The sequence below is a fragment of the Brevundimonas viscosa genome (assembly GCF_900116065.1).
GTDB classification, from domain to species: domain Bacteria; phylum Pseudomonadota; class Alphaproteobacteria; order Caulobacterales; family Caulobacteraceae; genus Brevundimonas; species Brevundimonas viscosa.
In genome coordinates this window covers 1-25832 of the sequence record NZ_FOZV01000003.1, presented here as the reverse complement: position 1 = coordinate 25832, position 25832 = coordinate 1, and the positions used below count along the sequence as shown (strand labels likewise).

Below are 25832 nucleotides of genomic sequence, written 5' to 3'. Positions count from 1 at the left end.
GGCTCAGCCGACGGCGCGCGCCGGCGGACGGCTCCACGCCCGCCAGATCAGCCAGGCGCCGATCAGCATCATCGGGATCGACAGGATCATCCCCATGGTCAGGCCCAGCGGCAGGTTCTCCAGCCCCGCGTCTGGCTGCCGCACGTTCTCGAGCGACGCGCGGACAAGGCCGTAGCCGAACAGGAAGATGCCGGCGACGTACCCGGGCTTGGCGAGCAGCTTCGCCTTGTGAACGGCCAGCCAGAGAATGCCGAACAGGACGATCCCCTCCAGCCCCGCCTCATAGAGCTGGCTCGGGTGCCGGGCGACGTCGCCGGGGCCGACGATCGAACCGTTGTCTGCCACGAACTGGCAGGTCTGGCCGTAGATTTCCCGGGCGCGCTGGCTGCAGAAGTTGACACCCCAGGGCAGGGAGGTTTCGCGGCCCCACAGTTCCCCGTTGATGAAGTTGGCCAGACGGCCGAATCCGAGGCCGATCGGCACCACCGGAGCCACCAGGTCGCCGAGGCTGAGCAGGTTCACGCGGTTGCGGTGCGCGAACCAGATGATCGCCAGCGACACCCCGATCAGGCCGCCATGGAACGACATGCCCCCGTCCCACAGGCGCAGCAGCGCGAAGCGCTCGCCCAGGGAGTCGCCGGTGAACAGCTGCCCGTAGAGCGACGGCTGGTAGAACAGGCCGTAGCCCAACCGGCCGCCGAGAATGATGCCGAGCGTGATCCACAGGACAAGGTCGTCCAGCTGCCGCGTGGTCGCCGGCGGAGCGGCCGGCGCCCACAGCGCCTCCGCCTTGGCCAGTCGCGCCGCGTACCACCAGCCCAGCACGATGCCCGCGACATAGGCGAGGGCGTACCAGCGGATGTCCAGCGGTCCGATGCTGAACAGGACCGGATCGAACTCGGGAAACTGCACGGGCGCTCCTGCGGCGGTTTGGAGATGTGGTTTAGCAAGCGTCGCCGGATCAGTCCCCGAAAAATCCATGGCCTTTCGGGCGCGATCGGGGCATGGACGGCAAGGTTTCGTTCACCATATCCGGCAACCATCGTTAACACGGCCGCAAGCCTGAGTCGGAGTTCCCATGCAGACGCGAAATCCCATCCTCGACGAGTTCGCAAAGCTGACCACCGGCGCCATGGGCCTGGCCCAGGCGGCGGGCGAGGAGGCGAAGACGGCCTTCCGCGCCCAGGCCGACCGGTTCGCCGCCGAAATGGACCTGGTGCGCCGCGATGAACTGGATGCGCTGAAGGCGGAGGTCGCGGCCCTGCGCGCCGAGGTCGCCGCGCTCAAGGCGGCCAAAACGCCCCGCAAGGGAACGTCCACAGGGGCCGTTCCCCCCCAGGACGCAGCCGGTTGAGCCGAATCTGCGAACCCGCCTACCGTTTCAGAAGAGGGCGTGAGTCGCGCCCGGAGACGACTTGATGGACGCCGCCCGGCCCGAGGAAATCGACACGCCGCACGACCCGCTCGACGTGGTCGAGCACGTGCTGGTCGCCGAGAATCTGCCTTTCGACCGGACCGACGAAGGCGACCTCGCCTTCTCGCTCGCCGGCGACTGGAAGGATTACGAGCTGTGGTTCGCCTGGCGGCCGGAGGGCGACTGCCTGCAGCTGTGCTGCGCCCTTGACCTGCAGGCCTCGAAGGCCAAGCGGGCGGCCGCCTACGAGCTGGTCGGGATGATCAACCAGCGCACCTGGATGGGCCATTTCGAGGTCTGGGCCGAGGACGGCGAGATCGTCTTCCGCCACTCGCTGGCGCTGCCGTTGGGCGAGCGCCCGACGCTGGCCCAGGCGGCCTCGATGATCGACGCCGCGGTCGAGGCGGCCGATCGCTACTACCCCGCCTTCGATTTCATGATCCGGGGTTCGAAGAAGCCGCAGGACGCGATCGACGCCTGCCTTTTCGAGACCGTCGGCACCGCCTGAGGCCATGACCGCCGCCCGCAAGCCGCCGGTCGTCGCCCTCGTGGGGTGCGGCCGCCTCGGCTCGGCCATGGTCGAGGGCTGGCTGGCTTCCGGCGCCGTTCGACCGACAGACCTCATCATCCTGACGCCGTCCTCCAAGCCCGCGGCCGAGGCGGCCCGGGCCGTCGGCGCCCGGATCAATCCGGATGCGGCGGAGCTCGCCGGAGCGGAGGTCGTGGTGCTGGCGGTCAAGCCCGCCGCCTGGGAAGCCGCGCTGGAACCCCTTGCGCCTCACCTCGGCCCGGACGCCCGGGTCGTGTCGGTGATGGCCGGCGTTCCGGCCGCCCGGATCGCAGCGCTCGCCGGTCGTCCCACCGCTCGCGTGATGCCGACCACCGCCGTGGCGCAGGCGCGCGGCGTCGCCGCCCTCTGGTCGGAAGACGCGGGAGCCCTGGAGGCGGCGCGGGAGCTGTTCGGGCCGGTGGCCGCGACGGTCGTCCTTGAGGCCGAGGACCAGATGGACGCGGCGACTGCGGTGGCCGGTTCGGGTCCCGCGTTCGTCTACGCCTTCGTGGAGGCCCTCGCCCGCGCCGGCGCCGCTTCCGGCCTGTCTCCCGACGCGGCGGCCGCCCTGGCCCGCGGCGCGCTGAGATCGGCCGGCGCAGGACTGGAGACGGGGGCGCCGCTCGACGACCTCATCGCGCGCATCGCTTCGCCGGGGGGGACGACGCGGGCCGGCCTCGACGCCATGCGCGAGTCCGGCGATCTGGAGCGCGCCGCGGCCGCCGCGGTGCAGGCGGCCGTCCGCCGGGCGCGCAGCTTCTAGCGCTGGACGTAGCGTCCGGCCTCCAGATTGGCGGCGAGACCGCGCCAGGCGCGATCGGCGTCGTACCAGACGCCGACTCCATGGACCTCCGCGAGGGTGTGGGAGAACCGCTCGTAATGGACCGGCAGCTCGCGGCCGTCGGCGGTGACAATGCGGCCGTCGACCACGGCCCCGCCGATCGAGATGCTGCGGACCGGGTCGAGACCGGGCCGGTCGCGGAGCTGCCCGGCGGTCGGGCGGTTGGGGCGAAGGTCGGTCAGCACCAGCTCGATCCGGACGCCGGCGAGGTCGGGGTCGTCGGCGAGCTCGCGGGTGACGATTTCGACCAGTCGGTCCATCTGCGCCTGCACGTCGGCGCGGCCGAGGTCCTCGGCGGAGCGCTCGAACGCGGGGGCGAGCGTGACGGTGACGGCGGCGGGCTGGGCGTGGGCGGCGGCGGCGAGGGCGGCGGCGGCCGTCAGCGAGGCGAGGAAGGCGAATTTGCGCATGAAACAGTTCCTCCTGACCCCCCGGTCGGAAGTGAAGATATGCCCAGCGCCACGCTTCGCCAGAGGGTGTGGGGAAATGTGATCAGCCGGGGAGGCGGATCAGGGCGCGTAGCCCGCCGAGATCGCTGCGGCCGAGCGTGATGTCGCCGCCGTGGCCCCGGGCGACGTCGCGGGCGATGGCGAGGCCGAGCCCGACGCCCTTGCGGTTCTGGTTGCGCGAGTCGTCGAGGCGGGAGAAGGGCCGGAAGGCCTCCTCGTGCATCTCGTCGGGAATGCCCGGGCCGTCGTCCTCGACCGCCACCTCGATCCCGCCGGAGGGCAGGGGCCGGGCGCTGAGGCGGACGTGGTCGCCGTGGGCGGCGGCGTTGCCCACGAGATTGGTCAGGGCGCGCTTGAAGGCCAGCGGGCGGACGGTGGCGGTCAGGCCCTCGGGCGCGGCGATCTCGACCTCGGCCCCGGCGCGGCGGGCGTCCTTGCCGGCGGCGGCCAGCAGGTCGGCGAGCGACACCTGCTGCGCCGGCTCGCCCGCCTCGCCGCGGGCGAAGGCGAGGTATTCGTCGATCATGTGCTCCATCTCGTCGAGGTCGCCACGCATGGCGGCGGCGCGCTTGAAGGGGGGCGCGAGGGCGAGTTCGAGGCGGAGCCGGGTCAGGGGCGTGCGCAGGTCGTGGCTGACCGAGGCAAGCAGGGCGGTGCGCTGATCGATGTGGCGCTGGATCCGGTCGCGCATGTCCATAAAGGCCTGGGCGGCGGCGCGGACCTCGCGGGCGCCCGAGGGCTTGAACCGCTCGCGGGCCTCGCCCCGGCCGAAGGCCTCCGCCGCCTCGGCGAGGCGCTCGATGGCGCGGACCTGGTTGCGGATGAACAGGATGGCGACGCCCATCAGGAGGATGGTGGCGACGAACAGCCAGAGCACGAAGATGTGGGCCTGGGTCGCGACGGCGCGCTCGCGCGGCGCGATGATGCGCAACACCCCCTGGGGCTGCTGCACCCGGATGTCGACGTAGGCCGGGTAGCGGGTGGTGTCGAACCAGAAGGGCTGGTCCAGCCGGTTGGCGAGGGCCCTCTCGAGGGTGCGGTCGACGACGCCGATCGCCCCGCGCCGGGCCTCGGCGGGCAGGACGTCGCCCTCGCGCAGGTCGACGGAGAGGGACATGGACCGCTCGGCGCGCTCGGCGATGACCTCGAGGTTCTGGGGCGTCGGATCGTCGGCGTAGCTCTCGACCGCCCAGGCGATGTCCCCGGCGAGGCCGTCGGAGAGGCGGGCCGTCACCGTCTGCCAGTGGGCGTCGAAGAAGGCCCAGGTCACCGCCACCTGCATGACCAGCACCGGCAGGACGATGATCAGCAGCGAGCGGCCCCAGAGCGAGGTCGGCAGGCGCCGCTTCAGGAACCGCGGCCAGAGGCTGGCGGGGAGCAGCCTCACGATATTCCGCCCCCGCGGGGGGAGGGGGACCATCCGGAGGATGGTGGAGGGGGTGAGACCCCAAGGCGGCGAGCGGGACGGCCCCCCTCCACCGCTTCGCGGTCCCCCTCCCCCTGTGGGGGAGGAATGCGCATGGTCAGTCCGGGGCCAGCATGTAGCCGACGCCGCGCACGGTCTGGAGGTAGCGCGGGTTCTTGGGATCGGCCTCGAGCTTGCGGCGCAGGCGGGTGACCTGGACGTCGACGGCGCGGCCGGTGATGTCGGCGGTGTCGGGCGACAGGCTCATACGCTCGACCGGGGCGTGGGCGTGGATGGCCAGGGTCTTGAGCAGCTGGGCCTCGGCCTCGGTGAGGCGCTGGGGCTTGCCGTCGCGCGACAGCTCCAGCCGCTCCATGTCGAACACGGCGGTTCCCAGCTTGATCTCGCGCGGGGTCAGGGGCTTGCCGCCGGTGCGGCGCAGGATGGCGTCGATGCGCAGGGCCAGCTCGCGCGGATCGAAGGGCTTGGACATGTAGTCGTCGGCGCCGCGCGACAGCCCCTCGATGCGGTCGTCCGGATCGCCCCGGGCGGTGAGCAGCAGCACCGGGGTCTTCGAGGTCTCGGCCTTGGCCCGGACCCAGCTGGTCAGGTCGAAGCCGCTCTCGCCGGGCATCATGACGTCGAGGATGACGAGGTCGAATTCGATGATCTCCATCAACCGCCTGGCCGCGGCGGCGTGGGCGGCGCCGGTGACGCGGTAGCCCTCCCGGGCGAGGAATTCCTTGAGCAGCTCGCGAATGCGGTCGTCGTCGTCGACGACAAGCAGGTGGCGGCCCACGCCCGGGCCGGCGATGGGGCCGGAGCGGCCATGCGGGCGAACGTCGGTCATGCGGCGTTGACCTGGGCGGTTGCGGCGGCTCTAACCCATGGGACTGCGCGGGAGACGTTCTTCAATGGCCTTCGTTCCTTTCGACGATCGTGACGGCTGGATCTGGTTCGACGGTGATTTCGTGCCCTGGCGGGACGCGAAAACGCACGTTCTGACCCATGCCCTTCACTACGGCTCGTCGGTCTTCGAGGGTGAGCGTATGTATGGCGGCGAAATCTTCAAGCTGACGCCCCATTCGGAACGCCTGAAGCGGTCGGCGAACCTGCTGGATTTCGACCTTCCCTACAGCGTGGCCGAGATCGACGCCGCCTGCAAGGAAACCTGCGCGAAGATGGGCCTTTCCGACTGCTATGTGCGGCCGGTGGCCTTCCTCGGGGCGGAGCAGGTCAGCGTCACCGCGAGGAACAGCAAGCCCCACCTGGCCATCGCCGCCTGGGAGTGGCCAAGCTACTTCGATCCCGAGGTCAAGGCGAAAGGCATCCGGCTGGAGTGGGCGAAGTGGCGTCGGCCCGACCCGGCCACGGCCCCGTCGGCGGCCAAGGCGGCGGGCCTCTACATGATCTGCACCATGTCCAAGACGGCGGCCGAGAACCGGGGCTTCGCCGACGCCATGATGCTGGACTGGCGCGGCTACGTCGCCGAGGCGACCGGGGCCAACGTCTTCTTCGTGCAGGACGGGGTGCTGCACACGCCGCCGGTCGACGCCATCCTCGACGGCATCACCCGCCAGACGGTGATCGAGATCGCCCGCGAGAAGGGGATCGAGGTGATCGTGCGCCACATCCGGCCCGAGGAGCTGGCGACCTTCTCCGAGTGCTTCCTGACCGGAACCGCCGCTGAGGTGACGCCGGTGAGCGAGATCGGGGAATACCGGTTCACGCCGGGACCCCTGAGCCTCGACCTGATGGAGGCCTACGGGCGGCGGGTGCGGCGGCAGGACTGAAGGTCGCCGGGCGAGGCCCTGGCACGAATTCAGGGCGCCAAACCTGCCAAAGGCGCCACGCTCCCGGACGGATAAATCCCGCGTCGGGTCAATGGGCTGGCCGCAAGACCTCACTCGGCGGGCCGTGGCGCCCTGCCAGATTATCGGAAATCGATTTCCGCAGAGGCCGCTGCGCGCGGCGTCCGTGTCTGATTGTCAAAGACCGCAACTGTCTGGCGAGATGGTCCGGACACAGCCGGGATCAAGGGGCCGGCAGGATTAAATTCCTGCCGGCCGCCCTCCCGCCCTCATGAGGTCGCCGGTCGTCGGCGGCGGTGGGCCGCGGCCCACCAGACGGCGCCGGCGATCACGGCGATCGGCAGGAAGACCGAGCCGGCGGTGATGAGGACCGCCAGCATGCCCATCGACAGGCCGAAGGCGTCGGCCAGCGCGCGGGCGACCGGCCGCGCCGGGCTGTCGGCGGCCATGACGCCGCCCTGGCGATAGTCGAGGGTCAGCCGGGCCGACCGGACGCGATCGTTCAGAGCGCGCAGCTCGATCTGCCGGGCGTCATGCTGGCGCTGCAGTTCGGCGATCTGGCGTTCGATCTCCAGACGTTGGGCCAGGGTTCCGCCCTGACGCCCCTGCAGGTCGCGAAGACGATCGGTGAGCGAGGCCGATGTCTTCGCGTCCGTACCGGCCGCGTCGAGATCGCGGGTCACGTCCTCGCCCGTGGTCAGCGCCTCCTCCAGCCGCCCGCCGGCGTTCTGCGCGTCGAGGGCCAGCCCGGCCCGGAAGCGGTTGATCCAGTCGGGCTGGCCGCGCAGCTCGAGGCGGCCTCCGGGGTCGCGTCCGGCCCAGTCGGCGCGCGCCGAGATGACCTGGCAGAGGCCGGGACCAGCCGAGACGCAGGTGAACTCGTGCCGGCTCATGAGCTCCGCGCCGCGCGCCTGCGGGACCGAAAGCACATAGTTGAAGGCGTAGGCGATCCCCGCCACCGGGGCGAGGGCGGCGGGCGACGGGGGCGAGGCGTCCGGAGCGGCGGCGGCCTCGGCGGCGACGTCGTTCGCCGGCGTCTCCCCCGCGTAGTCCGCCTCGCTACAGGCGGACAATGTGATGGCGCCGGCGGCGGCCAGCATGAGACCCTTGCGCATCGCGACTTCTCCCTGTCTCCGCGTGATCACGGTTTCGTGATGGCGCGCCCGGATCGCGGCGGAGGTTGGGCGGCGCCGGAGCAGAAGCGCGGCCATATCCGGCCCGCTTCGCGGCGCGGGAAGCGCTTGCCTCGGAACGCGCCGTGGCGTTCAACGGGGCCGAGGGCCGGCGGGGAGCCGGTCGGGGAGTCCTCATGTTCAGCCTGCTGAATCTCCAGAGCCTGTTCGGGCTGGTCGTGGTCGTCGCCGCCTGCTGGGCGCTGTCGGAGAACCGGCGGGCGTTTCCGTGGAAGCTGGCGCTGGGCGCCGTCGCCGTGCAGGCGGGGCTGGTGCTGGCCCTGTTCGCCATCCCCGGCTCGCAGGCCGTGCTGGCCGCGATCACCGGCGCGGTTGACGGGCTGAACGCGGCGACCCAGCGCGGGACCCAGTTCGTGTTCGGCTATCTGGCCGGCGGGGACCAGCCCTACGCCGTGACCAACGACGGGGCGCTGTTCACCTTCGCCTTCCAGGTGCTGCCGCTGATCCTGGTGATCTCGGCCCTGTCGGCGCTGCTGTGGCACTGGAAGGTGCTGAAGTGGATCACCCACGGCTTCGGCATCCTGTTCCAGCGCACCATGGGGCTGGGCGGGGCCTCGGCGCTGGCGGTGGCGGCCAACATCTTCCTCGGCATGATCGAGAGCCCGATCGTCATCCGCGCCTATCTGGACAAGCTGACGCGGTCGGAGCTGTTCCTGCTGATGGTGGTCGGGCTGGCGACGGTGGCCGGGTCGACCATGGTGGCCTATGCGGCGATCCTGTCGCCCGTGCTGACCAACGCCGCGGGGCATGTGCTGGTCGCCTCGATCGTCTCGGCGCCGGCCGGCATCCTGCTGGCGCGGGTGATGGTGCCGGAGAAGCCGGGCGAGGGCGGGGCTCACGCCGACTACGACTCGGCCCTGAAGTACGACAGCGCCGTGGACGCCATTGTGAAGGGCACCGCCGACGGCCTGATGGTGGTGCTGAACATCTCGGCGGTGCTGATCGTGTTCGTGGCGCTGGTGGCGCTGGCCAATGTCATGCTGGGCGGCCTGTGGCTGTTCGGCGGCGAGGTGACGGTGGAGCGGGTGCTGGGCTGGCTGTTCACGCCGGTGGCCTGGCTGACCGGGGTGGAGTGGTCCGAGGCGGGCCGCGCCGGCTGGCTGCTGGGGGTCAAGCTGACCCTGACCGAGTTCGTCGCCTTCATCGAGCTGGGCCGGGTGCCGGTCGCCGAGATGAGCGAGCGGACGCGGATGCTGATGACCTATGCCCTGTGCGGCTTCGCCAACATCGGCTCGGTGGGGATCACCGTGACCGGGCTGAGCGTGCTGATGCCGGAGCGGCGCGAGGAGGTGCTGGGCCTGGTGTGGAAGGCGCTGTTCGCCGGCTTCCTGGCGACGATCATGACCGCCTGCGTGGTCGGGCTCTTGCCGTCGACGATCTACGGCTGATAGCGTTGCGATAAGCAACGGAGGTCCCGATGAAGCTCTTCACCTCGCACCGCGCGCCCAATCCGCGGCGGGTCCGCTGGGTCATGGCCGAGAAGGGGATCGAGGACGTCGAGATCGTCGAGATCGACCTGCTGGCGGGCGAGAACCGGACGCCGGAATACCGGGCGAAAGTGGGCGTGCCGCACGTGCCGGCGCTGGAGCTGGACGACGGCACGGTGATTTCGGAGTCGGTGGCCATCTGCCGCTATCTGGAGGCGCTGTATCCCGAGCCCAACCTGTTCGGCCGCGACGTGCGTGAGCAGGCGGTGATCGAGATGTGGACCCGGCGCTGCGAATTCTACCTGGCCAATCCGATCATGCTGAACGTGCGGCACACACACCCGGCGCTGGCGGCGCTGGAGGCGACCCAGCTGCCGCAGGTGGCCGAGTACAACCGGGTCTCGGCCGAGAAGTTCATGAAGTCGCTGGACCGGCGGCTGGGCGAGCACGAATTCGTAGCCGGGGATCGGTTCACCATCGCCGACATCGTCGGGGTGGTCGGGCTCGAGTTCGCGCGATTGATCCGCTACCGGCCGCCGGAAGAGCTGACCCACCTCGCGCGCTGGCTGCAGACCTGCAAGGCGCGGCCGGCGGCGTCGGCCGGGGTCTGACGCCCGGAGGCGACACGGCGGCTGGACGAAGCGGCTGCGATCATTTTAAGCTTCAAATATGCCAGCCGACGCGGTCCGCACCGTCGCCGTCGTGGGCGCCGGACCCGGCGGCCTGTACCTGGCCATTTCCCTGAAGCTGCGCGACCCGACGCTGAAGGTGACGGTGTACGAGCGCAACCGGCCGGACGACACCTTCGGCTGGGGCGTGGTTTTCTCGGACCAGACCCTGGCCAACCTCAAGGCCAACGACCCGGAGACGGCGGCGCGCATCGAGGCGGCCTTCGTCCACTGGGACGACATCGACGTGCACATCCGCGGCGAGACGATCCGCTCGGGCGGGCACGGCTTCGCGGGCGTCGGGCGGGTCCGGCTGCTGGAGATCCTGCAGGCGCGGGCGGCGGAACTGGGCGTGGCGCTGCGCTTCGAGACCGAGGTGGAGGACGCCCGGGCGCTGCAAGCCGATCTCGTCGTGGCGGCGGACGGGCTGAACAGCCGGACGCGCAACGCCGCGCCGGAGGCGTTCGGCGTCGACGTCGACGTGCGGACCAACAAGTACGTCTGGCTGGGGACGAGGAAGGCGTTCGAGGCCTTCACATTCGCCTTCGTGGAGACGCCGCACGGCTGGGTGTGGGCGCACGCCTATCGCTTCGAGCCGGGCCTCTCGACCTTCATCGTCGAATGCACCGAGGCGACCTGGCGCGGGCTGGGCTTCGACCGCATGGACCAGGACGAGGCCTGCCGCGCGGCCGAGGCGCTGTTCGCCGAATGGCTGGACGGCCATGCGTTGATGAGCAACGCGCGGCACCTGCGGGGGTCGGCCTGGCTGAACTTCCCGCGGGTGGCGTGCGCCGACTGGCGCGACGGCAAGGTGGTGCTGCTGGGCGACGCGGCGCACACGGCGCACTTCTCGATCGGCTCGGGCACCAAGCTGGCCTTCGAGGACGCCATCCGGCTGGCGGAGGCGGTGACCGCGGGCGGCGATCTGGATGCGGCCCTGTCCGCCTATGAGGCCGAGCGGCGGGTCGAGGTGCTGAAGCTGCAGAGCGCGGCGCGCAATTCGACGGAGTGGTTCGAGACGGTCGAGCGCTACGTCGGACTGGAGCCGCTGCAGTTCGCCTACAGCCTGCTGACGCGCAGCCAGAGGGTCAGCCACGAGAACCTGCGCCTGCGCGATCCGGCCTTCGTGGCGCGGGTGGAGCGGTGGTTCGCCGGGCGGGCGGGGGCGGAGCGGGGGGACAGGCCGCCGCCGCCGATGTTCGCGCCGCTGCGGCTGCGCGGGCTGACCCTGCCCAACCGCGTCGTGGTGTCGCCGATGTGCATGTACTCGGCCGAGGACGGGACGGTGAACGACTTCCACCTCGTCCACCTCGGGGCGCGGGCGCTGGGCGGGGCGGGGCTGGTGTTCACCGAGATGACCGACGTCACGGCCGACGGGCGCATCACCCCCGGCTGCGCCGGCATGTACCGGCCGGAGCACCGCGACGCGTGGGCGCGGATCGTCGACTTTGTGCACGGGCAGGGCGCGCGGATCTGCCTGCAGCTTGCGCACGCGGGGCGCAAGGGATCGGTGGAGCGGCCGTGGGGCCCGCGCGCCGATCAACCCTTGATCGAGGGCGGCTGGGAGCTGATCGCGCCGTCGCCGATCGCCTGGGACGAGGGCGACCAGGTTCCGCGCGCGATGACGCGGGCGGACATGGACCGGGTGCGCGACGACTTCGTGCGCGCCGTGGGCCAGGCGGCGGAGGCGGGGTTCGACATGGTCGAGCTGCACTGCGCGCACGGCTATCTGCTGTCGTCGTTCCTGACCCCGGTCTCGAACCGGCGGACGGACGACTACGGGGGGTCGCTGGAGAACCGGCTGCGCTTCCCGCTGGAAGTGTTCCGGGCGATGCGGGCGGCCTGGCCCGACGACCGGCCGATGTCGGTGCGCCTGTCGGCGACCGACTGGGTCGAGGAGGGGCTGACGCCGGAGGAGGCTGTGGCCATCGCGCGCGCGTTCGCCGGGGCCGGCTGCGACCTGATCGACGTGTCGGCCGGGCAGACCACGCCCGAGGCCCGGCCGGTCTATGGCCGGATGTTCCAGACCCCCTTCAGCGACCGCATCCGCAACGAGGCGGGGGTCGCGACCATGGCGGTGGGCAACATCTACGAGCCGGACCATGTGAACGGCATCCTCGCCGCCGGCCGGGCCGACCTGTGCGCCCTGGCGCGGCCGCACCTGGCCGATCCGAACTGGACGCTGCGCGCGGCGGCGGAGCTGGGCTGGCGCGGCCAGGCTCCGCCCGTGCAGTACCGGCAGGGCTTCGCCCAGCTGGCGCGCAATCTCGAACGGCAGCAGCAGGCGGGGGCGATATGAGCCTGCAGGGACGGCACGCGGTGGTGACCGGGGCGGGGTCGGGCATCGGCCGGGCGACGGCCGAGCTGCTGGCCCTGAGCGGGGCGCAGGTGACGCTGGTCGGGCGGCACGTGGGGCGGCTGACGGAGACGGCGGACCGCATCGGCGAGGCGGCCTTCGCGGCGCCGGGGGACGTCACCGACTTCGACGCGCTGGAGGCGGCGCTGGACGCCGGGCGCGACCGCTTCGGGCCGATCGACATCATGGTGAACAACGCCGGCGGGGCGAGCTCGGCGCCGTTCCTGAAGACCGACGCGGCGGCGCTGCGCGAGATGCTGGTGCTGAACCTCGAGGCGCCGGCGCAGGCGATGCGGCTGGTGCTGGACGGCATGCTGGCGCGGCGGCACGGCCGGATCGTCAACGTCGCCTCGACGGCGGGGCTGAAGGGCTATGCCTACGTCTCGGCCTATGTGGCGGCCAAGCACGGGCTGGTGGGGCTGACCCGGGCCGCGGCGCTGGAAGTCGCGGCGAAGGGGGTGACGGTCAACGCCGTCTGCCCCGGGTTCACCGACACCGGTCTGGTCGCGCGCTCTGTGGAGGCGATCGTGGCGAAGACCGGCCGCACCGGGGACGAGGCGCGCGCGGCGCTGGCGGCGGGCAATCCGCAGGGGCGGCTGATCACGCCGGACGAGGTGGCGGAGACCATCGTCTGGCTGTGCAGCGACGCCGCCTCGGGTGTGAACGGGGCGGCGATCCCGGTGGCGGGGGGCGAGACGTGAGCGGCGCCGGGGGCAAGGCGGCGCTGCGCCTGTGGCTGCGGATGCTGGCCTGTTCGACGGCGGTCGAGCGCGAGGTCGGGCGGCGGCTGCGGGAGGAATTCGGCTCGACCCTGCCGCGCTTCGACCTGCTGTCGGCGCTGGACCGGGCGGGCGAGGCGGGGCTGAGCATGGGCGAGGCGGCGGAACGGCTGCGGGTCACCAACGGCAACGTCACGGGGCTGGCCCGGCGGTTGGAGGGCGAGGGCCTGATCGAGCGGCTGGCCGGATCGGACCGGCGGGTGCAGCGACTGCGGCTGACAGCGCCTGGGCGGAGCCGCTTCGCGGTCATGGCGGCGGCGCACGAGGGCTGGATCGGCGAGCTGTTCGCCGGGCTGGGCGACGGCGACGTCGAGGAACTGGGCGGCCGGCTGGAGCGGGCGCGGCGCTCGATCCGCTCGGCCCTGCATGAGGAGACGGTCCATGAAGGCGCGTGAGTATCGGGCGGCGCATTTCCTGTGGTCGCTGGACGACGACGGGGTGGCGACGCTGACGCTGAACCGGCCGGAGCGGAAGAATCCGCTGACCTTCCAGTCCTACGCCGAGATGCGCGACCTGTTCCGCGGGCTGGTCCACGCTGACGACTGCAAGGCGGTGGTGGTGACCGGGGCCGGGGGCAACTTCTCCTCGGGCGGGGACGTGCACGAGATCATCGGCCCGCTGACGGAGATGCGGGCGCCGGAGCTGCTGAAGTTCACCCGCATGACGGGCGATCTGGTCAAGGCGATGCGGGGTTGTCCGCAGCCGGTCATCGCGGCGCTGGACGGGATCTGCGTCGGGGCCGGCGCGATCATGGCCATGGCTTCGGACCTGCGCATCGCCACGCCGCGGACGAAGACGGCGTTCCTGTTCACCCGGGTCGGGCTGGCCGGGTGCGACATGGGCGCGTGCGCCATCCTGCCCCGGATCATCGGCCAGGGCCGGGCCTCGGAGTTGCTGTTCACCGGGCGGAACATGACGGCGGAGGAGGGGGAGCGCTGGGGCTTCCACAACCGGCTGGTCGAGCCGGAGGCGCTGCTGGAGACGGCGCGCGAGCTGGCCCGGTCGCTGGCGAAGGGCCCGACCTTCGCCCACGGCATGACCAAGAACCAGCTGAACGTCGAATGGGACATGAGCCTGGACGCCGCCATCGAGAGCGAGGCGCAGGCGCAGGCGATCTGCATGCAGACGCAGGACTTCCGGCGGGCCTACGAGGCGTTCGCCGCCAAACGCGAGCCAGTGTTCGAGGGGAACTGAGCCATGGCCGACCGCAGCTTCCTGGACTGGCCCTTCTTCGCCGACCGGCACCGGGCGTTCGCGGCGGATCTGGAGGCGTGGGCGGACGGGGCCGAGGCGGTCGGGCGGCATGGCGACCATGACCTCGACGGCGACTGTCGGGCGATCCTGAAGGCGCTGGCGGCGGGCGGCTGGCTGGGGAACGCCGTGCCGGACGCCGGGGGGCGGCTGGACGTGCGCACCCTGTGCCTGACGCGCGAGACGCTGGCGCGGCGTTCGGGCCTGGCCGACTTCGTCTTCGCCATGCAGGGACTGGGGTCGGGGCCGATCAGCCTGTTCGGGACCGAGGCGCAGAAGGCCCGCTGGCTGCCGCCGGCGGCGGCGGGAGAGGCGATCGCCGCCTTCGCCCTGTCGGAGCCGGAGGCGGGGTCGGATGTGGCGGCGCTGGCGACCACGGCGCGGCGCGAGGGCGACGGCTGGGTGCTGGACGGGACCAAGACCTTCATCTCCAATGGCGGACTGGCGGACCGCTACACGGTGTTCGCGCGCACCGGCGAGGCGGGGGCGAAGGGGATCAGCGCCTTCGTGGTGGATGCGGACACGCCCGGGTTCGAGGTGGTGGAGCGCATTCCGCTGATGGCGCCGCATCCGCTGGCGACGCTGAGGTTCGCCAATTGCCGCGTCGACGGCGACCGGCTGCTCGGCGAGCCGGGGCAGGGGTTCCGCATCGCCATGGCGACGCTGGACGTGTTCCGCTCGACGGTGGCGGCCGCGGCGCTGGGCTTCGCCCGCCGCGCTTTCGACGAGGCGGCCAACCGGGCGGTGAGCCGCCGGCTGTTCGGGGCGCCGATGGCCGACCTGCAGCTGGTGCAGGCGGCGCTGGCCGAGATGGCGCTGAAGATCGACGCCTCGGCCCTGCTGATCTACCGCGCCGCCTGGCTGAAGGACCAAGGGGCGCCGCGGGTGACCCGCGAGGCGGCGATGGCCAAGCTGTACGCCACCGACGAGGCGCAGGCCGTGATCGACCAGGCGGTGCAGCTGTTCGGGGGGCTGGGGGTCGTCTCGGGCAGCCCGGTCGAACGGCTCTACCGGGAGATCCGGGCCCTGCGCATCTACGAGGGGGCCTCGGAGGTGCAGAAGATCGTCATCGCCCGGCAGGCGCTGGGCGCGCTGCGGGGAGACGGCTGATGGGGGAGAGCGCGCATGTCGACCGGTTCGTGCTGGAGCGGCTGCCGCCGCCGGGACAGCAACCGGACTTCCTCTTCGACCTGCCGGAGCTGGAGTATCCGGCGCGGCTGAACGCGGCCGCCGAGCTTCTCCGCCGCGCTACGGAAGCGGCGGGGGCGGAGGGGCGGGCCCTGCTCGACTTCGACCACGAATTCTCGTGGGCCCGGGTGGACGCCATCTCCGGGCGGATGGCGCGGGTGCTGGTCGAGGACCTGGGCCTGGTCCCGGGCAATCGGTTGCTGCTGCATGGGCCGAACAGCTCGTGGACCGTGCTGGCCTGGTTCGCGATCCTGAAGGCCGGCGGGGTGGTGGTGGCGACCATGCCGATGCTGCGCGCGACCGAACTGGCGACCGTCATCGGCAAGGCGCAGATCAGCCACGCGCTCGTCTATGAGACGCTGGCCGGAACGGTCGAGGAGGCGCGGGCGGCGGCCCCGTCGCTCGCCAGGGTCATGACGTCCTCCGAATTGCAGCGAGCGGCCCAGGATCAGCCCCCGGGGGTCAGCTTCACGCCGGTGGACACCGCCGCCGACGATCCGGCGCTGATCGCCTTCACCTCGGGCACGACCGGCAAGCCGAAGGGCTGCGTCCACTTCCATCGCGACGTACTGGCCATGGCGGACACCTTCGGCCGGCATATGCTCGACCTGCGTCCCGGAGACGTGGTGGTCGGGACGCCGCCGATCGCCTTCACCTTCGGGCTCGGCGGACTGGTGGTGTTCCCGGCCGCGGCGGGGGCGGCGACGGCCTTCCCGGACCGGCCCGGCTTCGAGGCGCTGGCGGAGACCATCGAGCGGCAGCGGGCGACGGCGATCTTCACCGCGCCCACCGGCTACCGGGCGCTGCTGAAGCTGGCGGACCAGCACGACCTGTCGTCGCTGCGCACCTGCGTCTCGGCGGGGGAGACCCTGCCGGCGGCGACGTCCGAGGCCTGGCACGGCGCCACCGGCGTGCGGATCGTCGACGGCATCGGTTCGACCGAGATGATCCACATCTTCATCTCCGCCAAGGGAGACGACATACGGCCCGGTTGCACGGGGCGGGCGGTGCCCGGCTACGAGGCGCGGATCGTGGACGAAGCGGGCGAGCCGCTGCCGGCGGGGTCGACCGGCCGGCTGGCGGTGCGGGGGCCGACGGGGTGCCGCTACCTCGAGGACGAGCGGCAGGCGGCCTATGTGCAGAACGGCTGGAACCTGACGGGCGACGTCTACCGTCTCGACGAGGAGGGGCGGTTCTGGTTCGTGGCCCGGTCGGACGACATGATCATCTCGTCCGGCTACAACATCGGCGCGCCCGAGGTGGAGAACGCCCTGCTCGGCCATCCGGCGGTCGCGGAGGCGGCGGTGATCGGGGCTCCGGACGAGGAGCGCGGCCAGATCGTCAAGGCCTTCGTGGTGCTGCATCCCGGCCGGGAGCCGTCGGATGCGCTGCGCTGCGAGCTGCAGGCGCACGTGAAGGCCGTCATCGCGCCGTACAAGTATCCGCGGGCGCTGGAGTTCGTGGACAGTCTGCCGAAGACCCAGACCGGCAAGCTGCAGCGCTTCCGGCTGAAGGGCGGCGCATGACCGGCCAGGTGTTCACCGTGCGGCGGCGGGTGCGTTTCGCCGACTGCGACGCGGCGGGGATCGTCTTCTTCCCGCGCTATTTCGAGATGCTGAACGGGGTGGTGGAGGACTGGTTCGCCGGCCCGCTCGGCGTGTCGTTCCGCGAGCTGCACCTCGAGCGCGGCGCGAGCGTGCCGACGGCGGCGGTGGAGGCGACGTTCAGGGCGCCCTCACGGCTGGAGGACGACCTGGACTTCTCGCTCGCCGTCGTCCGGCTGGGCGGCGCCTCGTGCGGACTGCGCCACCGGATCGACTGCGGCGGCGAGAGGCGTTTCGAGGCGACGCAGACCATCGTCCACGTCGGCCGCGCGCTGAAGCCGGAGGCCTGGCCCGAGGACCTGCGGGCGCGGATGGCGCCCTTCGAGGAGAGCGCCGCATGAACCGCGTCCTGTTGCCCGACGGCTGGCCCCGGCCGAGGGGCTATTCCAACGGGATCGCCGCCGGGGGCCGGATGGTGTTCGTCGCCGGCCAGATCGGCTGGACCCCCCAGGGCGTGTTCCCGCAGGGTTTCGCAGCGCAGTTCCGCCAGACGCTGGAGAACACCCTGGCGGTGCTGGCCGAGGGCGGCGCGGGCCCGGAGGATATCGTCCGGATGACCTGGTTCGTGGTCGACCGCGAGGAGTACCTGGCCAGTCTGCGCGAGGTCGGCGCCGCCTGGCGCGAGCTGATCGGCCCGCACTACCCGGCCATGGCGGTGGTCGAGGTGAAGGGCCTGATCGAGGCCGAGGCCCGGCTGGAGATCGAGACCACGGCCGTGATCGGCTGACCCGGCCGATCTTGCTCTAGTGCGCCGCGGTGCTGCTGCGCGGCAGGCTGGCGAGGGCGTCGCGGCAGGCGCGCTCGCATTCGCGGCAGGCCTCGGCGCAGATGCGGCAGTGCTCGTGCTTTTCGGCGTGCTGTTCGCACTCGGCGGCGCAGCGGGCGCAGGCCAGTTCGCAGGCGCGCAGCTGGGCCTCGATCACCGGCACGTCGCCGCCGGAACGACGGGTGGCGATCAGGCCGCTGGTCAGGCAGACGTCGGCGCAGTCCATGTTCAGGCGGATGCACTGCACCAGCTCGGCGACCATCTCCTCGCCGAGGCAGGCGTCGGCGCAGGAGGCGCAAACCTGGGCGCAGTCGAAGCAGGCCTCGACGCAACGGGCGAGGGCGGTGTTGACCTCGCCGCGAACGTGCGGGTGGGTGGCGATCATCTGTTCGGCGCGCATGTCCGGGCTCCCTGAATGTGTTGGCCCCGATCTGGAGGGGCGTCAGGGCAACCCGCGGCGCGGCCGGAAGTTCGGAGCCGTGTCGAAAAAGATCAGGGGGCCCGCCGCCTCGCCCCGCAGAGATCGCAGAACTCGCGGCCTTCCCGCCGCCGGTCGGGACGCCATCGGTGTCGCCGACACCTGAGCTGACGGACCAGCCGCCGGATCGCTGCAAACATGCGCAAGTCCCTGAATGCCCCAAGGAGGATGCCTCTAGCGGGATGAAGGCCGGGAGCAAACCCCGGGCTGCCCCTCTTCGGTCCGGTCGTCCACGAGCCGCGGTCGCTCCCGCCCAGCCTTTCTGTGGAACTCCCGCGCAAGCCGCAGGCTTTACGGTCAAGGCGGAAAGGAGGCGGGAATGGCGAGGCGAACCGGAGCAGGCGGCTGGGCGGTGAGATTGCTGGCGGCCGTGTTCCTCCTGATCGGTGCGATCCTGGTCGGCGGCGGCGCGTGGCTGTTGTCGTTGGGCGGCTCGTTCTACTACCTGCTGGCCGGACTCGGCATCGTCGCGGCAGGCGTGATGCTGTTCCGGCTCCGGCCGGCGGGGGCGTGGATCTACGTCTCCGTCTTCGTCCTGACCGTGCTGTGGGCGCTGTGGGAGGTGGGGCTGGACGGCTGGGCGCTGGTTCCGCGCCTCGTCGCCCCCGCCGTCCTGCTGATCGCCGTGATCGCCGCTCTTCCGGTGCTTGATCGCCGCCGTGGCGGACGGCTGGCGCTGATCGCCGGCGGCGTGTTCGCGCTGGGCGCTGTCGGCTTCGGCGTGGCCGTCGCCCAGGCCAACCGGCCGATGACGCCCCAACCGGGCGCGGGCGGATTGCTGCCCGGAATGACGGAGCCGTCGCTGCGGGACGTCGGCGCCGACTGGCCCGCCTATGGCGGGACCTACAGCGCCCGGCGCTACTCGCCGCTGGCGCAGATCACCCGCGACAACGTCGGCGGGCTGGAGCGGGTGTGGACCTACCGCACCGGCGACCTGCCCGAGGACAAGTGGGGGGCGGAGACGACGCCCCTGAAGGTCGGGGACACGGTCTACCTGTGCTCGGCGCGCAATGTGCTGATCGCGCTGGATGCGCGCACCGGCGAGCAGCGCTGGCGCTACGATCCGCAGGTGTCGGACGAGTGGATCCCCTACACCGCCGCCTGCCGGGGCGTGGCCTACTACGACGTCGCCGCGGCAGCGAACGGGACCGCGCCGACGGCGACCGCTCCGACGGTCGCCATGCCGCAGGGCGCCCCGGCGACGGGCGCGCGGACGAGGCCCGCCCCCGCGGCCCCGGCCGCTGCGTCGCCCGCCCCGGCCGCCGCGGCCTGCGCCCGGCGGATCATCGAGGGGACGCTGGACGGCCGCCTGATTGCGGTCGACGCCCGCACGGGCCGGCCCTGCGCCGACTTCGGCGACAACGGGTCGGTCGATATCAAGGTCGGCATGGGCGAGGTCATCCCCGGCATGGTGTCGATCACCTCGGCTCCGACCATCGTCCGCGGGGTGGTGGTCACCGGCCACCAGGTGCTGGACGGCCAGTACAACGAGGCCCCGTCGGGGGTGATCCAGGGCTTCGACGCGGTCACCGGCGAGCTGCGCTGGGCCTGGGACATGGCGCGGCCGGACCTGACCGGGCGACCGGAGGCGGGCGACAGCTTCACCCGCGGCACGCCGAACATGTGGACCACGGCCTCGGGCGACGAACAGCTGGGGCTGGTCTACCTGCCGATGGGCAACTCGGCGGCGGACTACTACAGCTCCGACCGGTCGGAGGCGGAGAACCGGTACGCCACATCTCTGGTGGCGCTGGACGTCACGACGGGGCGCCCGGCGTGGTCGTTCCAGACCGTGCACCGGGACGTCTGGGACTACGACCTTGGGTCGCAGGCGACGCTGATCGACTATCCCGTCGGCGGGGCCATGGTCCCGGCGCTGGTGCTGCCCAGCAAGCAGGGCGACCTGTACATCCTGGACCGGCGCACCGGGCGGCCGCTGACGCCGGTGGAGGAGCGGCGCGTGCCGGGCGGCGGCGTCGAGCCGGACCAGCGCACCCCGACCCAGCCGTTCTCGGGCTTCCACACCCTGGCCAAGCGGGCCCTGACCGAGCGCGACATGTGGGGCATGTCGCCGATCGACCAGATGATCTGCCGCATCGGCTTCCGGCAGGCGGCGTACGAGGGGATGTACACCCCGCCGACCGCGGACCGCCGCTGGATCCAGTATCCGGGCTACAACGGCGGCTCGGACTGGGGCGGGGTGGCGGTCGATCCGCGACGCGGCTGGATCATCGCCAACTACAACGACATGCCGAACTACAACCGGCTGGTGCCCCGCGAGGAGGCCAACGAGAAGGGCTGGTTCCCGCGCGGCGACCCGCGGCTGAAGAAGCAGACCCCGGAGTCGCGCGGGGGCGTGCCCGAGGGCGCGGAGGGGGCGGGCGACCCGCAGTGGGGCGTGCCCTACGCCATCGACGTCAACGCCGGCTGGCGGATGAAGTCGACCGGCATGCTGTGCAAGCAGCCCCCGTACGGGGGCATCCGGGCCATCGACATCCGCACCGGCCGCACGGTGTGGGACCGGCCGCTGGGCACGGCGCGGAAGAACGGCCCGTTCGGCATTCCGTCGATGCTGCCGATCGACATCGGCACGCCCAACAACGGCGGCTCGGTGGTGACGGCGGGCGGGCTGGTCTTCATTGCCGCCGCCACCGACGACCTGATCCGCGCTATCGACATCGAGACCGGCGAAACGGTGTGGTCCGAGGCGCTGCCGGCCGGCGGCCAGGCCGGGCCGATGGTCTATGAGCAGGATGGGCGGCAGTATCTGGTCCTGATGACCGGAGGGCACCACTTCATGGAGACGCCGAAGGGCGACCAGGTGATCGCCTGGGCGCTGCCCGAGCGATGAACAGCGCGGTCTGGCTGCCGTATTGCGGGCCCGCGCCGGCCGGGGGCGAGTGGCGCTGGAACCTCGACCCGGTGCTGATCGCCGGGTTGCTGGCGGCGGCGGTCGTGTTCGCCTGGCGCGCGCGCGGGCGCGAGCGGGCGCTGGGGCTGGCGGCCACCGGTGTGCTGGCGATCAGCTTCGTTTCGCCCCTGTGCGCGCTGAGCTCGGCCCTGTTCGCCGCCCGCACCGTCCATCACGTGCTGCTGGTCGCCGTCGCCGCGCCGCTGCTGGCCTGGGCCCTGCCGGCCCGGAGGACCGGCCCGCTCGTGCTGGCGACGGCGGCGCAGGCGGTCGCGTTCTGGATCTGGCACGCCCCCGGCGCCTACGCCTGGGCGCTGTCGCACGACGCCGCCTACTGGCTGATGCAGACCAGCCTGTTGGGCACAGCGCTATGGTTCTGGGCCGGGGTGCGATGCGCCTCCGCACCGGCGGCGGTGGCCCAGCTGCTGATCGCGATGGTGGCCATGGGCCTGCTCGGGGCCCTGCTGACCTTCGCCGGCCAGCCGGTCTATGCACCGCATCTGCTCACCACCGCGGCGTGGGGGCTGACGGCGCTGGAGGACCAGCAGGCGGCCGGGCTGATCATGTGGGCGCCGGCGGCGGCGGTCTATCTGGCGGCGGCGCTGCTGACCCTCGGCCGCTGGATCGGGCCGGACGCCAGGGCCGGGGCCGGCGCGGCATGATCGTCAAGATTACGGGCTACGTCCTCGAATGGGCGGCCGGTCATCACGACGAGGGCCGCTATTCGCCGGTGGCCATCATCTTCCACTGGACCATGGCGGGGCTGGTGATCCTCCAGCTGTTCTGGGGCTGGTGGATGGGGCGACTGCCGGTGGGCGGCGACAAGGTCGCGGCCCACGACCTGCATTACGCGATCGGCGTGCTGATGCTGGTGCTGGCCTTGGGGCGCGGCGCCTGGCGGACGCTGGCCCCGGGGCCGATCAACGACGCCGACAAGCCCGGCTGGGAGAGCATGGCGGCGCACGTGACCCACTACGTCTTCTACGCCTGCCTGTTCGGCCTGCCGCTGAGCGGCTGGGCGATGATCTCGGCGACGGCGCGGGAGGAGGACCTGACCCTGCTGGGCTTCGTGCCCTGGCCGCTGATGCCGATGCAGAACCTAGACCTGACGACGCGCTGGCAGGTGGAGGCGGTCGCCGAGTGGACCCACTGGGGCCTGATCCTGACCTTGCTGCTGATGATCCCCATCCATGTCGGGGCGGCGCTGAAGCACCACCTCATCGACCGGGACGACGTACTCCACGGGATGCTTCCGGTCGTGCCGCAGCTGCCGCGGAAGCGGACGCGGTGGCAGCGTCGCTGGCTGGCGGCGGAGCAATGGGTGCGGTCTCGAGCCAGGCGGCTATGGCGCGCATCTCCGTTTCCGTCAGGCCGGCGACGGCGTCCGACATGACGCTGCGGGGATCGTTGCGGCGTCCGCCGGTCTTCCAGCGGCGCAGCTGGTCGAGGGTGTAGGCGGCAGGCTGGCCGGCGACGGCCGGATTGCCGGGGCCGACGCCCTGTCCCTGCGCGTCGTGACAGACGGCGCAGGCGGGGACGACGGCCCCGGGACGGCCGCTCAGCCAGACGGGCGGCGGCGGGGCGGTTGCGGCGGCGCCCGGCGGCACGGGGAGGGCGGCGTACCAGGCGGCGACGGCGCGACGATCGTCGTCGTCGAGCCAGCGGGCGGCCTCGTACATGGCGGGGTCGTCGCGAAGCCGGCCGGCGTAGTCCTCGAGCTGCTTCTGCAGATAGCCGGCGTCGAGGCCGGCGAGACGGGGTACGCTGACGCCGTCGCCCATGCCGTCGAGGCCGTGGCAGCTGAAGCAGGCGTTGGACGCGCCGCCCTCGCCGCCGCTCATGGCGATGACCTGGCCGTCGGCCGTGAAGCCCGCGGTCGACCGGCTGTCGGTTCCCGAGCAGGCCGCGGCGAACAGGATCAGACCGGAGGACAGGAGGGCGCGCATCTGGACCGAACACCCGCTTACCTTGGCGGTTCCCGGAACCGTCGCCGTGGGGCGGGGGTTAGGCTCTCGAGCAGGAGGGGCGGAACGATTGCCGGCGAACAGACGGAAGCGGACGTGAAGGGGCGGGCGGTGCTGCTGGCGCTGCTGACCGCAGCCTGCTCCGACAAGAGCGGCGGACCGCGCGAGATCGCGGGCGCCGATCCGGCGCGTGGGCTGGAGGTCGCCCGGAAGGTGGGCTGCGCCGCCTGCCACGAGACGCCCGGGATCGCGTGGCCGCGGGGCGCGGCAGGCCCTTCGCTGGAAGGCTTCGGCGGCCGTTCGCTGATCGCCGGCAGGTTCCCGAACCAGCCCGACAACCTGGTGCGATGGGTGCGGGACGCGCCGTCGATGGCTCCGGAGACCGGCATGCCGGCGACCCGGATCACGGAAGCCGAGGCGCGCGACGTCGCCGCCTGGCTCTATACGCTGCAATGACCGCCCCGACGCCCGGAACGTCCGGCTGGCCGCCGCCGGCGCTGGACCCGGCGGGACCGTTCGCCGGACCGCTGAACGTGCTGGCCTGGGTGCTGTTCGCCATGGCCGCAGCGGTGCTGGTCATCGTGCTGGTCGCGCTGGGCGTCGCCCTGTTCGGACCGCGGCGCTGGCGCGCGCGGCTGGGCGGCGAGCGGCTGATCTGGATCGGCGGGCTGGCCTTTCCGGTGGTCGTGCTCAGCGCCCTGCTGATCTACGGCCTCGGTCTGACGAGCCGCCTCACCGAGGAGCCGGCGGCGGGCGAGATGCGGGTGCGCGTCACCGGGGAAATGTGGTGGTGGCGCGTCGCCTATCTGGACGCGCATGGGCGCGAGGCGCTGCAGGACGCCAACGAGCTGCACATTCCGGTGGGACGGCCGGTGGTCCTGGAGCTCGACTCCGCCGACGTGATCCACAGCTTCTGGGTCCCCCGTCTGTCCGGCAAGGTCGACATGATCCCCGGGCGTCGCAACCTGATGCGCATCCAGGCCGACGCGCCCGGCGTCTATGGCGGACAGTGCGCCGAATACTGCGGCGGCCCCCACGCCCTGATGGGCTTCGTCGTGGTGGCGCACGAGCCGGCGGCCTTCGAGGTCTGGCGGGCGCGACAAGCGGCGCCGGCCCCCGCCGCCGCGACGTCGCATCCGGGAGCGGCGGTGTTCGATCGCGCCGGCTGCGGGGCGTGCCACACGGTGGCCGGGACCGCGTTCAATGGTCTGGCGGGGCCGGACCTCAGCCACGTCGGTTCGCGCCGCACGCTGGGAGCCGGCATCCTGCCCAACAACCAGGGAACGCTGGCCGGCTGGATCGCCGACAGCCAGTCGATCAAACCCGGCAATCGCATGCCCGCCTATCCGGTGCTGACCGGACAGGAGCTGCGTGACGTCTCGGCCTGGCTCGAGAGCCTCGAATGAAGGGCGAGACGGGGTTCGACCCGGGACTCTACGAGCGCTTCCCGACCAAGGGGCCGCGGCCGAAGGGAGAGCTGGAGGCGCTGGAGCAGGTCTGGTGCGGCCCCAAGGGCTGGCAGTGGATCACGGCGATCAACAACAACTTCATCGGCGTCTACTACGTCGGCGCGGCCATGCTGTTCTTCGTGCTGGCGGGGGTGCTGGCGCTGCTGATGCGCACGCAGCTGGCGCTGCCGATGAACGGCTTCCTGCCTCAGGAGACCTACAACCAGATGTTCACCGTGCACGGCACGGTGATGATGTTCCTGTTCGCCGTGCCCGCGGTGGAGGCGCTGGGGGTGCTGCTGCTGCCGCAGATGGTGGGCGCGCGCGACCTGCCGTTCCCGCGGCTGTCGGCCTACGCCTTCTGGGCCTATCTGATCGGCGGTCTGGCCTTCTTCTGCTCGATCTTCTTCGGCCTGGCCCCGAACGGCGGCTGGTTCATGTACCCGCCGCTGACCTCGACCACCTACTCGCCGGGCATCAACGCCGACTTCTGGCTGCTCGGCATCGGCTTCATCGAGATCTCGGCCATCGCCGGGGCCATCGAGATCATCGTCGGGGTGCTGCGCAACCGCGCGCCGGGCATGACGCTGGACAAGCTGCCGATCTTCGCCTGGGCGATGCTGATCTTCGCCTGCATGATCATCATCGCCTTCCCGTCGATCATCCTGTCGACCCTGCTGCTTGAGGTCGAGCGGGCGCTGGGCTGGCCCTTCTTCGACGCCCTGAAGGGCGGCGATCCGCTGCTGTGGCAGCACCTGTTCTGGTTCTTCGGCCACCCGGAGGTCTACATCATCTTCCTGCCGGCGGCGGGGGCGATGTCGACCATCATCCCGGCCATGGCGAGGACCCGGCTGGTCGGTTACCGGCTGGTGGTGCTGGCCATGCTGGCCACGGGCTTCATCAGCTTCGGCGTGTGGGCCCACCACATGTTCACCACAGGCATGCCGACCATCTCGACCAGCTTCTTCTCGGCCGCGTCGATGGCGGTGTCGCTGCTGACGTGACCCCCGTTTCTCATCCAGCCATAACAAGAGTCCGTAGTTGATCTGAGCTGGGGTTGTTGGGGTTGGCAAGAGGCCGGTCTGCGCAGCCATCAACCAGCGCAGCAGGCCGGCCGATCTTTCCGGTCAAGCGCCTCGGCATAGGCCTTTGGCGTCAGCCAGCCGAGCTTGGAGTGCGGCCGGGCTTCGTTGTAGTCGCGCCGCCAGGATTCCAGCACGATGCGGGCGTGTGGCAGCGACCGGAACAGAGTTTCGTTCAGCAGCTCGTCCCGTAGACGGCCGTTGAAGCTCTCGTTGAAGCCGTTCTGCTGGGGCTTGCCCGGCGCGA

At 71.7% G+C, this 25832-nt stretch carries 27 protein-coding genes and 1 pseudogene; 20 read left to right on the top strand and 8 right to left on the bottom strand.

Translation table 11 applies throughout. The features are described 5' to 3' along the window. Positions 1-3 precede the first annotated feature (3 nt). Entirely contained in the window at positions 4-912 is a 909-nt protein-coding gene (gene lgt, locus BM333_RS06505) for a prolipoprotein diacylglyceryl transferase (RefSeq protein WP_092308663.1), read from the bottom strand. Between the two features lie 166 nt (positions 913-1078). On the opposite strand from lgt, the gene BM333_RS06500 reads away from it, so the two are divergent. The 3 genes from BM333_RS06500 to BM333_RS06490 all read left to right on the top strand — a co-directional run bounded on the left by BM333_RS06500 (position 1079) and on the right by BM333_RS06490 (position 2727). Continuing rightward, the gene (locus BM333_RS06500; RefSeq protein ID WP_092308660.1) at positions 1079-1354 is read left to right on the top strand and encodes an accessory factor UbiK family protein; all 276 of its coding nucleotides are present in this window, start codon (positions 1079-1081) and stop codon (positions 1352-1354) included. Between the two features lie 64 nt (positions 1355-1418). Then, the gene (locus BM333_RS06495; RefSeq protein WP_092308657.1) at positions 1419-1922 is read left to right on the top strand and encodes a type III secretion system chaperone family protein; all 504 of its coding nucleotides are present in this window, start codon (positions 1419-1421) and stop codon (positions 1920-1922) included. A gap of 4 nt (positions 1923-1926) precedes the next feature. Next, on the top strand, positions 1927-2727 hold the full coding sequence (locus tag BM333_RS06490) for a pyrroline-5-carboxylate reductase family protein (protein WP_092308654.1): 801 nt from the start codon (positions 1927-1929) through the stop codon (positions 2725-2727). Here the strand turns inward: BM333_RS06490 and BM333_RS06485 are convergent. The 3 genes from BM333_RS06485 to BM333_RS06475 form a co-directional block, all read right to left on the bottom strand. Beyond that, positions 2724-3215 (bottom strand): hypothetical protein, encoded by a 492-nt coding sequence (locus BM333_RS06485; protein WP_092308651.1) that lies wholly within the window; start codon positions 3213-3215, stop codon positions 2724-2726. The genes BM333_RS06490 and BM333_RS06485 overlap by 4 nt on opposite strands. A gap of 82 nt (positions 3216-3297) precedes the next feature. Continuing rightward, on the bottom strand, positions 3298-4641 hold the full coding sequence (locus BM333_RS06480) for an ATP-binding protein (RefSeq protein WP_092308648.1): 1344 nt from the start codon (positions 4639-4641) through the stop codon (positions 3298-3300). 136 nt (positions 4642-4777) lie between these two features. Next, the gene (locus BM333_RS06475) at positions 4778-5509 is read right to left on the bottom strand and encodes a response regulator (RefSeq protein ID WP_092308642.1); all 732 of its coding nucleotides are present in this window, start codon (positions 5507-5509) and stop codon (positions 4778-4780) included. 64 nt (positions 5510-5573) lie between these two features. On the opposite strand from BM333_RS06475, the gene BM333_RS06470 reads away from it, so the two are divergent. Then, entirely contained in the window at positions 5574-6452 is an 879-nt protein-coding gene (locus BM333_RS06470) for a branched-chain amino acid aminotransferase (RefSeq protein ID WP_092308639.1), read from the top strand. 287 nt (positions 6453-6739) lie between these two features. Here BM333_RS06470 and BM333_RS06465 read toward each other — a convergent pair whose 3' ends face one another. Then, positions 6740-7585, bottom strand: a complete 846-nt coding sequence (locus BM333_RS06465; protein ID WP_177221818.1) for a DUF4349 domain-containing protein — start codon at positions 7583-7585, stop codon at positions 6740-6742. A gap of 194 nt (positions 7586-7779) precedes the next feature. On the opposite strand from BM333_RS06465, the gene BM333_RS06460 reads away from it, so the two are divergent. Genes BM333_RS06460 through BM333_RS06415 form a run of 10 tightly spaced genes read left to right on the top strand, consistent with a single transcriptional unit; the run spans position 7780 to position 17663 of the window. Beyond that, complete coding sequence (locus BM333_RS06460; RefSeq protein ID WP_092308633.1) at positions 7780-9051, top strand: NupC/NupG family nucleoside CNT transporter; 1272 nt, start codon at positions 7780-7782, stop codon at positions 9049-9051. A 29-nt stretch (positions 9052-9080) separates the two neighbouring features. Further along, positions 9081-9701 carry a glutathione S-transferase family protein gene (locus BM333_RS06455; RefSeq protein WP_092308630.1) on the top strand — a complete coding sequence of 207 codons (621 nt, stop codon included), beginning with the start codon at positions 9081-9083 and terminating at the stop codon, positions 9699-9701. Positions 9702-9759: 58 nt separating this feature from the next. After that, the gene (locus BM333_RS06450) at positions 9760-12057 is read left to right on the top strand and encodes a bifunctional salicylyl-CoA 5-hydroxylase/oxidoreductase (RefSeq protein ID WP_092308627.1); all 2298 of its coding nucleotides are present in this window, start codon (positions 9760-9762) and stop codon (positions 12055-12057) included. Then, entirely contained in the window at positions 12054-12815 is a 762-nt protein-coding gene (locus tag BM333_RS06445; protein ID WP_092308626.1) for an SDR family NAD(P)-dependent oxidoreductase, read from the top strand. The genes BM333_RS06450 and BM333_RS06445 overlap by 4 nt, the downstream gene beginning before the upstream one ends. After that, positions 12812-13288: a MarR family winged helix-turn-helix transcriptional regulator gene (locus tag BM333_RS06440; RefSeq protein ID WP_218151431.1), complete on the top strand. Its 477-nt coding sequence runs from the start codon at positions 12812-12814 to the stop codon at positions 13286-13288. Before BM333_RS06445 ends, BM333_RS06440 begins: the two co-directional genes overlap by 4 nt. Next, positions 13275-14087 (top strand): enoyl-CoA hydratase family protein, encoded by an 813-nt coding sequence (locus BM333_RS06435; protein ID WP_092308625.1) that lies wholly within the window; start codon positions 13275-13277, stop codon positions 14085-14087. The genes BM333_RS06440 and BM333_RS06435 overlap by 14 nt, the downstream gene beginning before the upstream one ends. A gap of 3 nt (positions 14088-14090) precedes the next feature. Continuing rightward, on the top strand, positions 14091-15254 hold the full coding sequence (locus tag BM333_RS06430) for an acyl-CoA dehydrogenase family protein (RefSeq protein WP_092308623.1): 1164 nt from the start codon (positions 14091-14093) through the stop codon (positions 15252-15254). Continuing rightward, positions 15254-16858 carry an AMP-binding protein gene (locus tag BM333_RS06425; RefSeq protein WP_092308620.1) on the top strand — a complete coding sequence of 535 codons (1605 nt, stop codon included), beginning with the start codon at positions 15254-15256 and terminating at the stop codon, positions 16856-16858. Before BM333_RS06430 ends, BM333_RS06425 begins: the two co-directional genes overlap by 1 nt. Beyond that, a complete protein-coding gene (locus BM333_RS06420) occupies positions 16855-17277 on the top strand; it encodes an acyl-CoA thioesterase (RefSeq protein ID WP_092308617.1) in 423 nt (140 codons plus the stop codon). The genes BM333_RS06425 and BM333_RS06420 overlap by 4 nt, the downstream gene beginning before the upstream one ends. Next, the gene (locus tag BM333_RS06415) at positions 17274-17663 is read left to right on the top strand and encodes a RidA family protein (protein WP_092308615.1); all 390 of its coding nucleotides are present in this window, start codon (positions 17274-17276) and stop codon (positions 17661-17663) included. The genes BM333_RS06420 and BM333_RS06415 overlap by 4 nt, the downstream gene beginning before the upstream one ends. A gap of 16 nt (positions 17664-17679) precedes the next feature. Here BM333_RS06415 and BM333_RS06410 read toward each other — a convergent pair whose 3' ends face one another. Further along, complete coding sequence (locus BM333_RS06410; RefSeq protein ID WP_092308614.1) at positions 17680-18102, bottom strand: four-helix bundle copper-binding protein; 423 nt, start codon at positions 18100-18102, stop codon at positions 17680-17682. 397 nt (positions 18103-18499) lie between these two features. Here BM333_RS06410 and BM333_RS06405 point away from each other — a divergent pair, with 397 nt between their 5' ends. The 3 genes from BM333_RS06405 to BM333_RS16105 are packed head-to-tail and all read left to right on the top strand — an operon-like array spanning position 18500 to position 22484. Further along, positions 18500-21031, top strand: coding sequence for a membrane-bound PQQ-dependent dehydrogenase, glucose/quinate/shikimate family (locus BM333_RS06405; protein ID WP_092308612.1), 2532 nt, complete (start codon positions 18500-18502; stop codon positions 21029-21031). After that, positions 21028-21753: a cytochrome c oxidase assembly protein gene (locus BM333_RS06400; protein WP_092308609.1), complete on the top strand. Its 726-nt coding sequence runs from the start codon at positions 21028-21030 to the stop codon at positions 21751-21753. The genes BM333_RS06405 and BM333_RS06400 overlap by 4 nt, the downstream gene beginning before the upstream one ends. Continuing rightward, the gene (locus BM333_RS16105; RefSeq protein ID WP_092308606.1) at positions 21750-22484 is read left to right on the top strand and encodes a cytochrome b; all 735 of its coding nucleotides are present in this window, start codon (positions 21750-21752) and stop codon (positions 22482-22484) included. Before BM333_RS06400 ends, BM333_RS16105 begins: the two co-directional genes overlap by 4 nt. Here the strand turns inward: BM333_RS16105 and BM333_RS16100 are convergent. Then, a pseudogene (locus BM333_RS16100) lies at positions 22477-22932 on the bottom strand (c-type cytochrome); the annotation flags it as partial. The gene BM333_RS16105 and the pseudogene BM333_RS16100 overlap by 8 nt on opposite strands. Before the next feature lie 219 nt (positions 22933-23151). Here BM333_RS16100 and BM333_RS06385 point away from each other — a divergent pair. Genes BM333_RS06385 through BM333_RS06375 form a run of 3 tightly spaced genes read left to right on the top strand, consistent with a single transcriptional unit; the run spans position 23152 to position 25507 of the window. Beyond that, a complete protein-coding gene (locus BM333_RS06385; RefSeq protein WP_218151429.1) occupies positions 23152-23511 on the top strand; it encodes a c-type cytochrome in 360 nt (119 codons plus the stop codon). Further along, on the top strand, positions 23508-24461 hold the full coding sequence (gene coxB, locus BM333_RS06380; protein ID WP_092308600.1) for a cytochrome c oxidase subunit II: 954 nt from the start codon (positions 23508-23510) through the stop codon (positions 24459-24461). The genes BM333_RS06385 and coxB overlap by 4 nt, the downstream gene beginning before the upstream one ends. Beyond that, positions 24458-25507 (top strand): cbb3-type cytochrome c oxidase subunit I, encoded by a 1050-nt coding sequence (locus tag BM333_RS06375; protein ID WP_245777175.1) that lies wholly within the window; start codon positions 24458-24460, stop codon positions 25505-25507. The genes coxB and BM333_RS06375 overlap by 4 nt, the downstream gene beginning before the upstream one ends. Positions 25508-25596: 89 nt before the next feature. Here BM333_RS06375 and BM333_RS06370 read toward each other — a convergent pair. After that, on the bottom strand, positions 25597-25832 hold a 236-nt coding region (locus BM333_RS06370), incomplete at its 5' end, for an integrase core domain-containing protein (protein ID WP_245777174.1).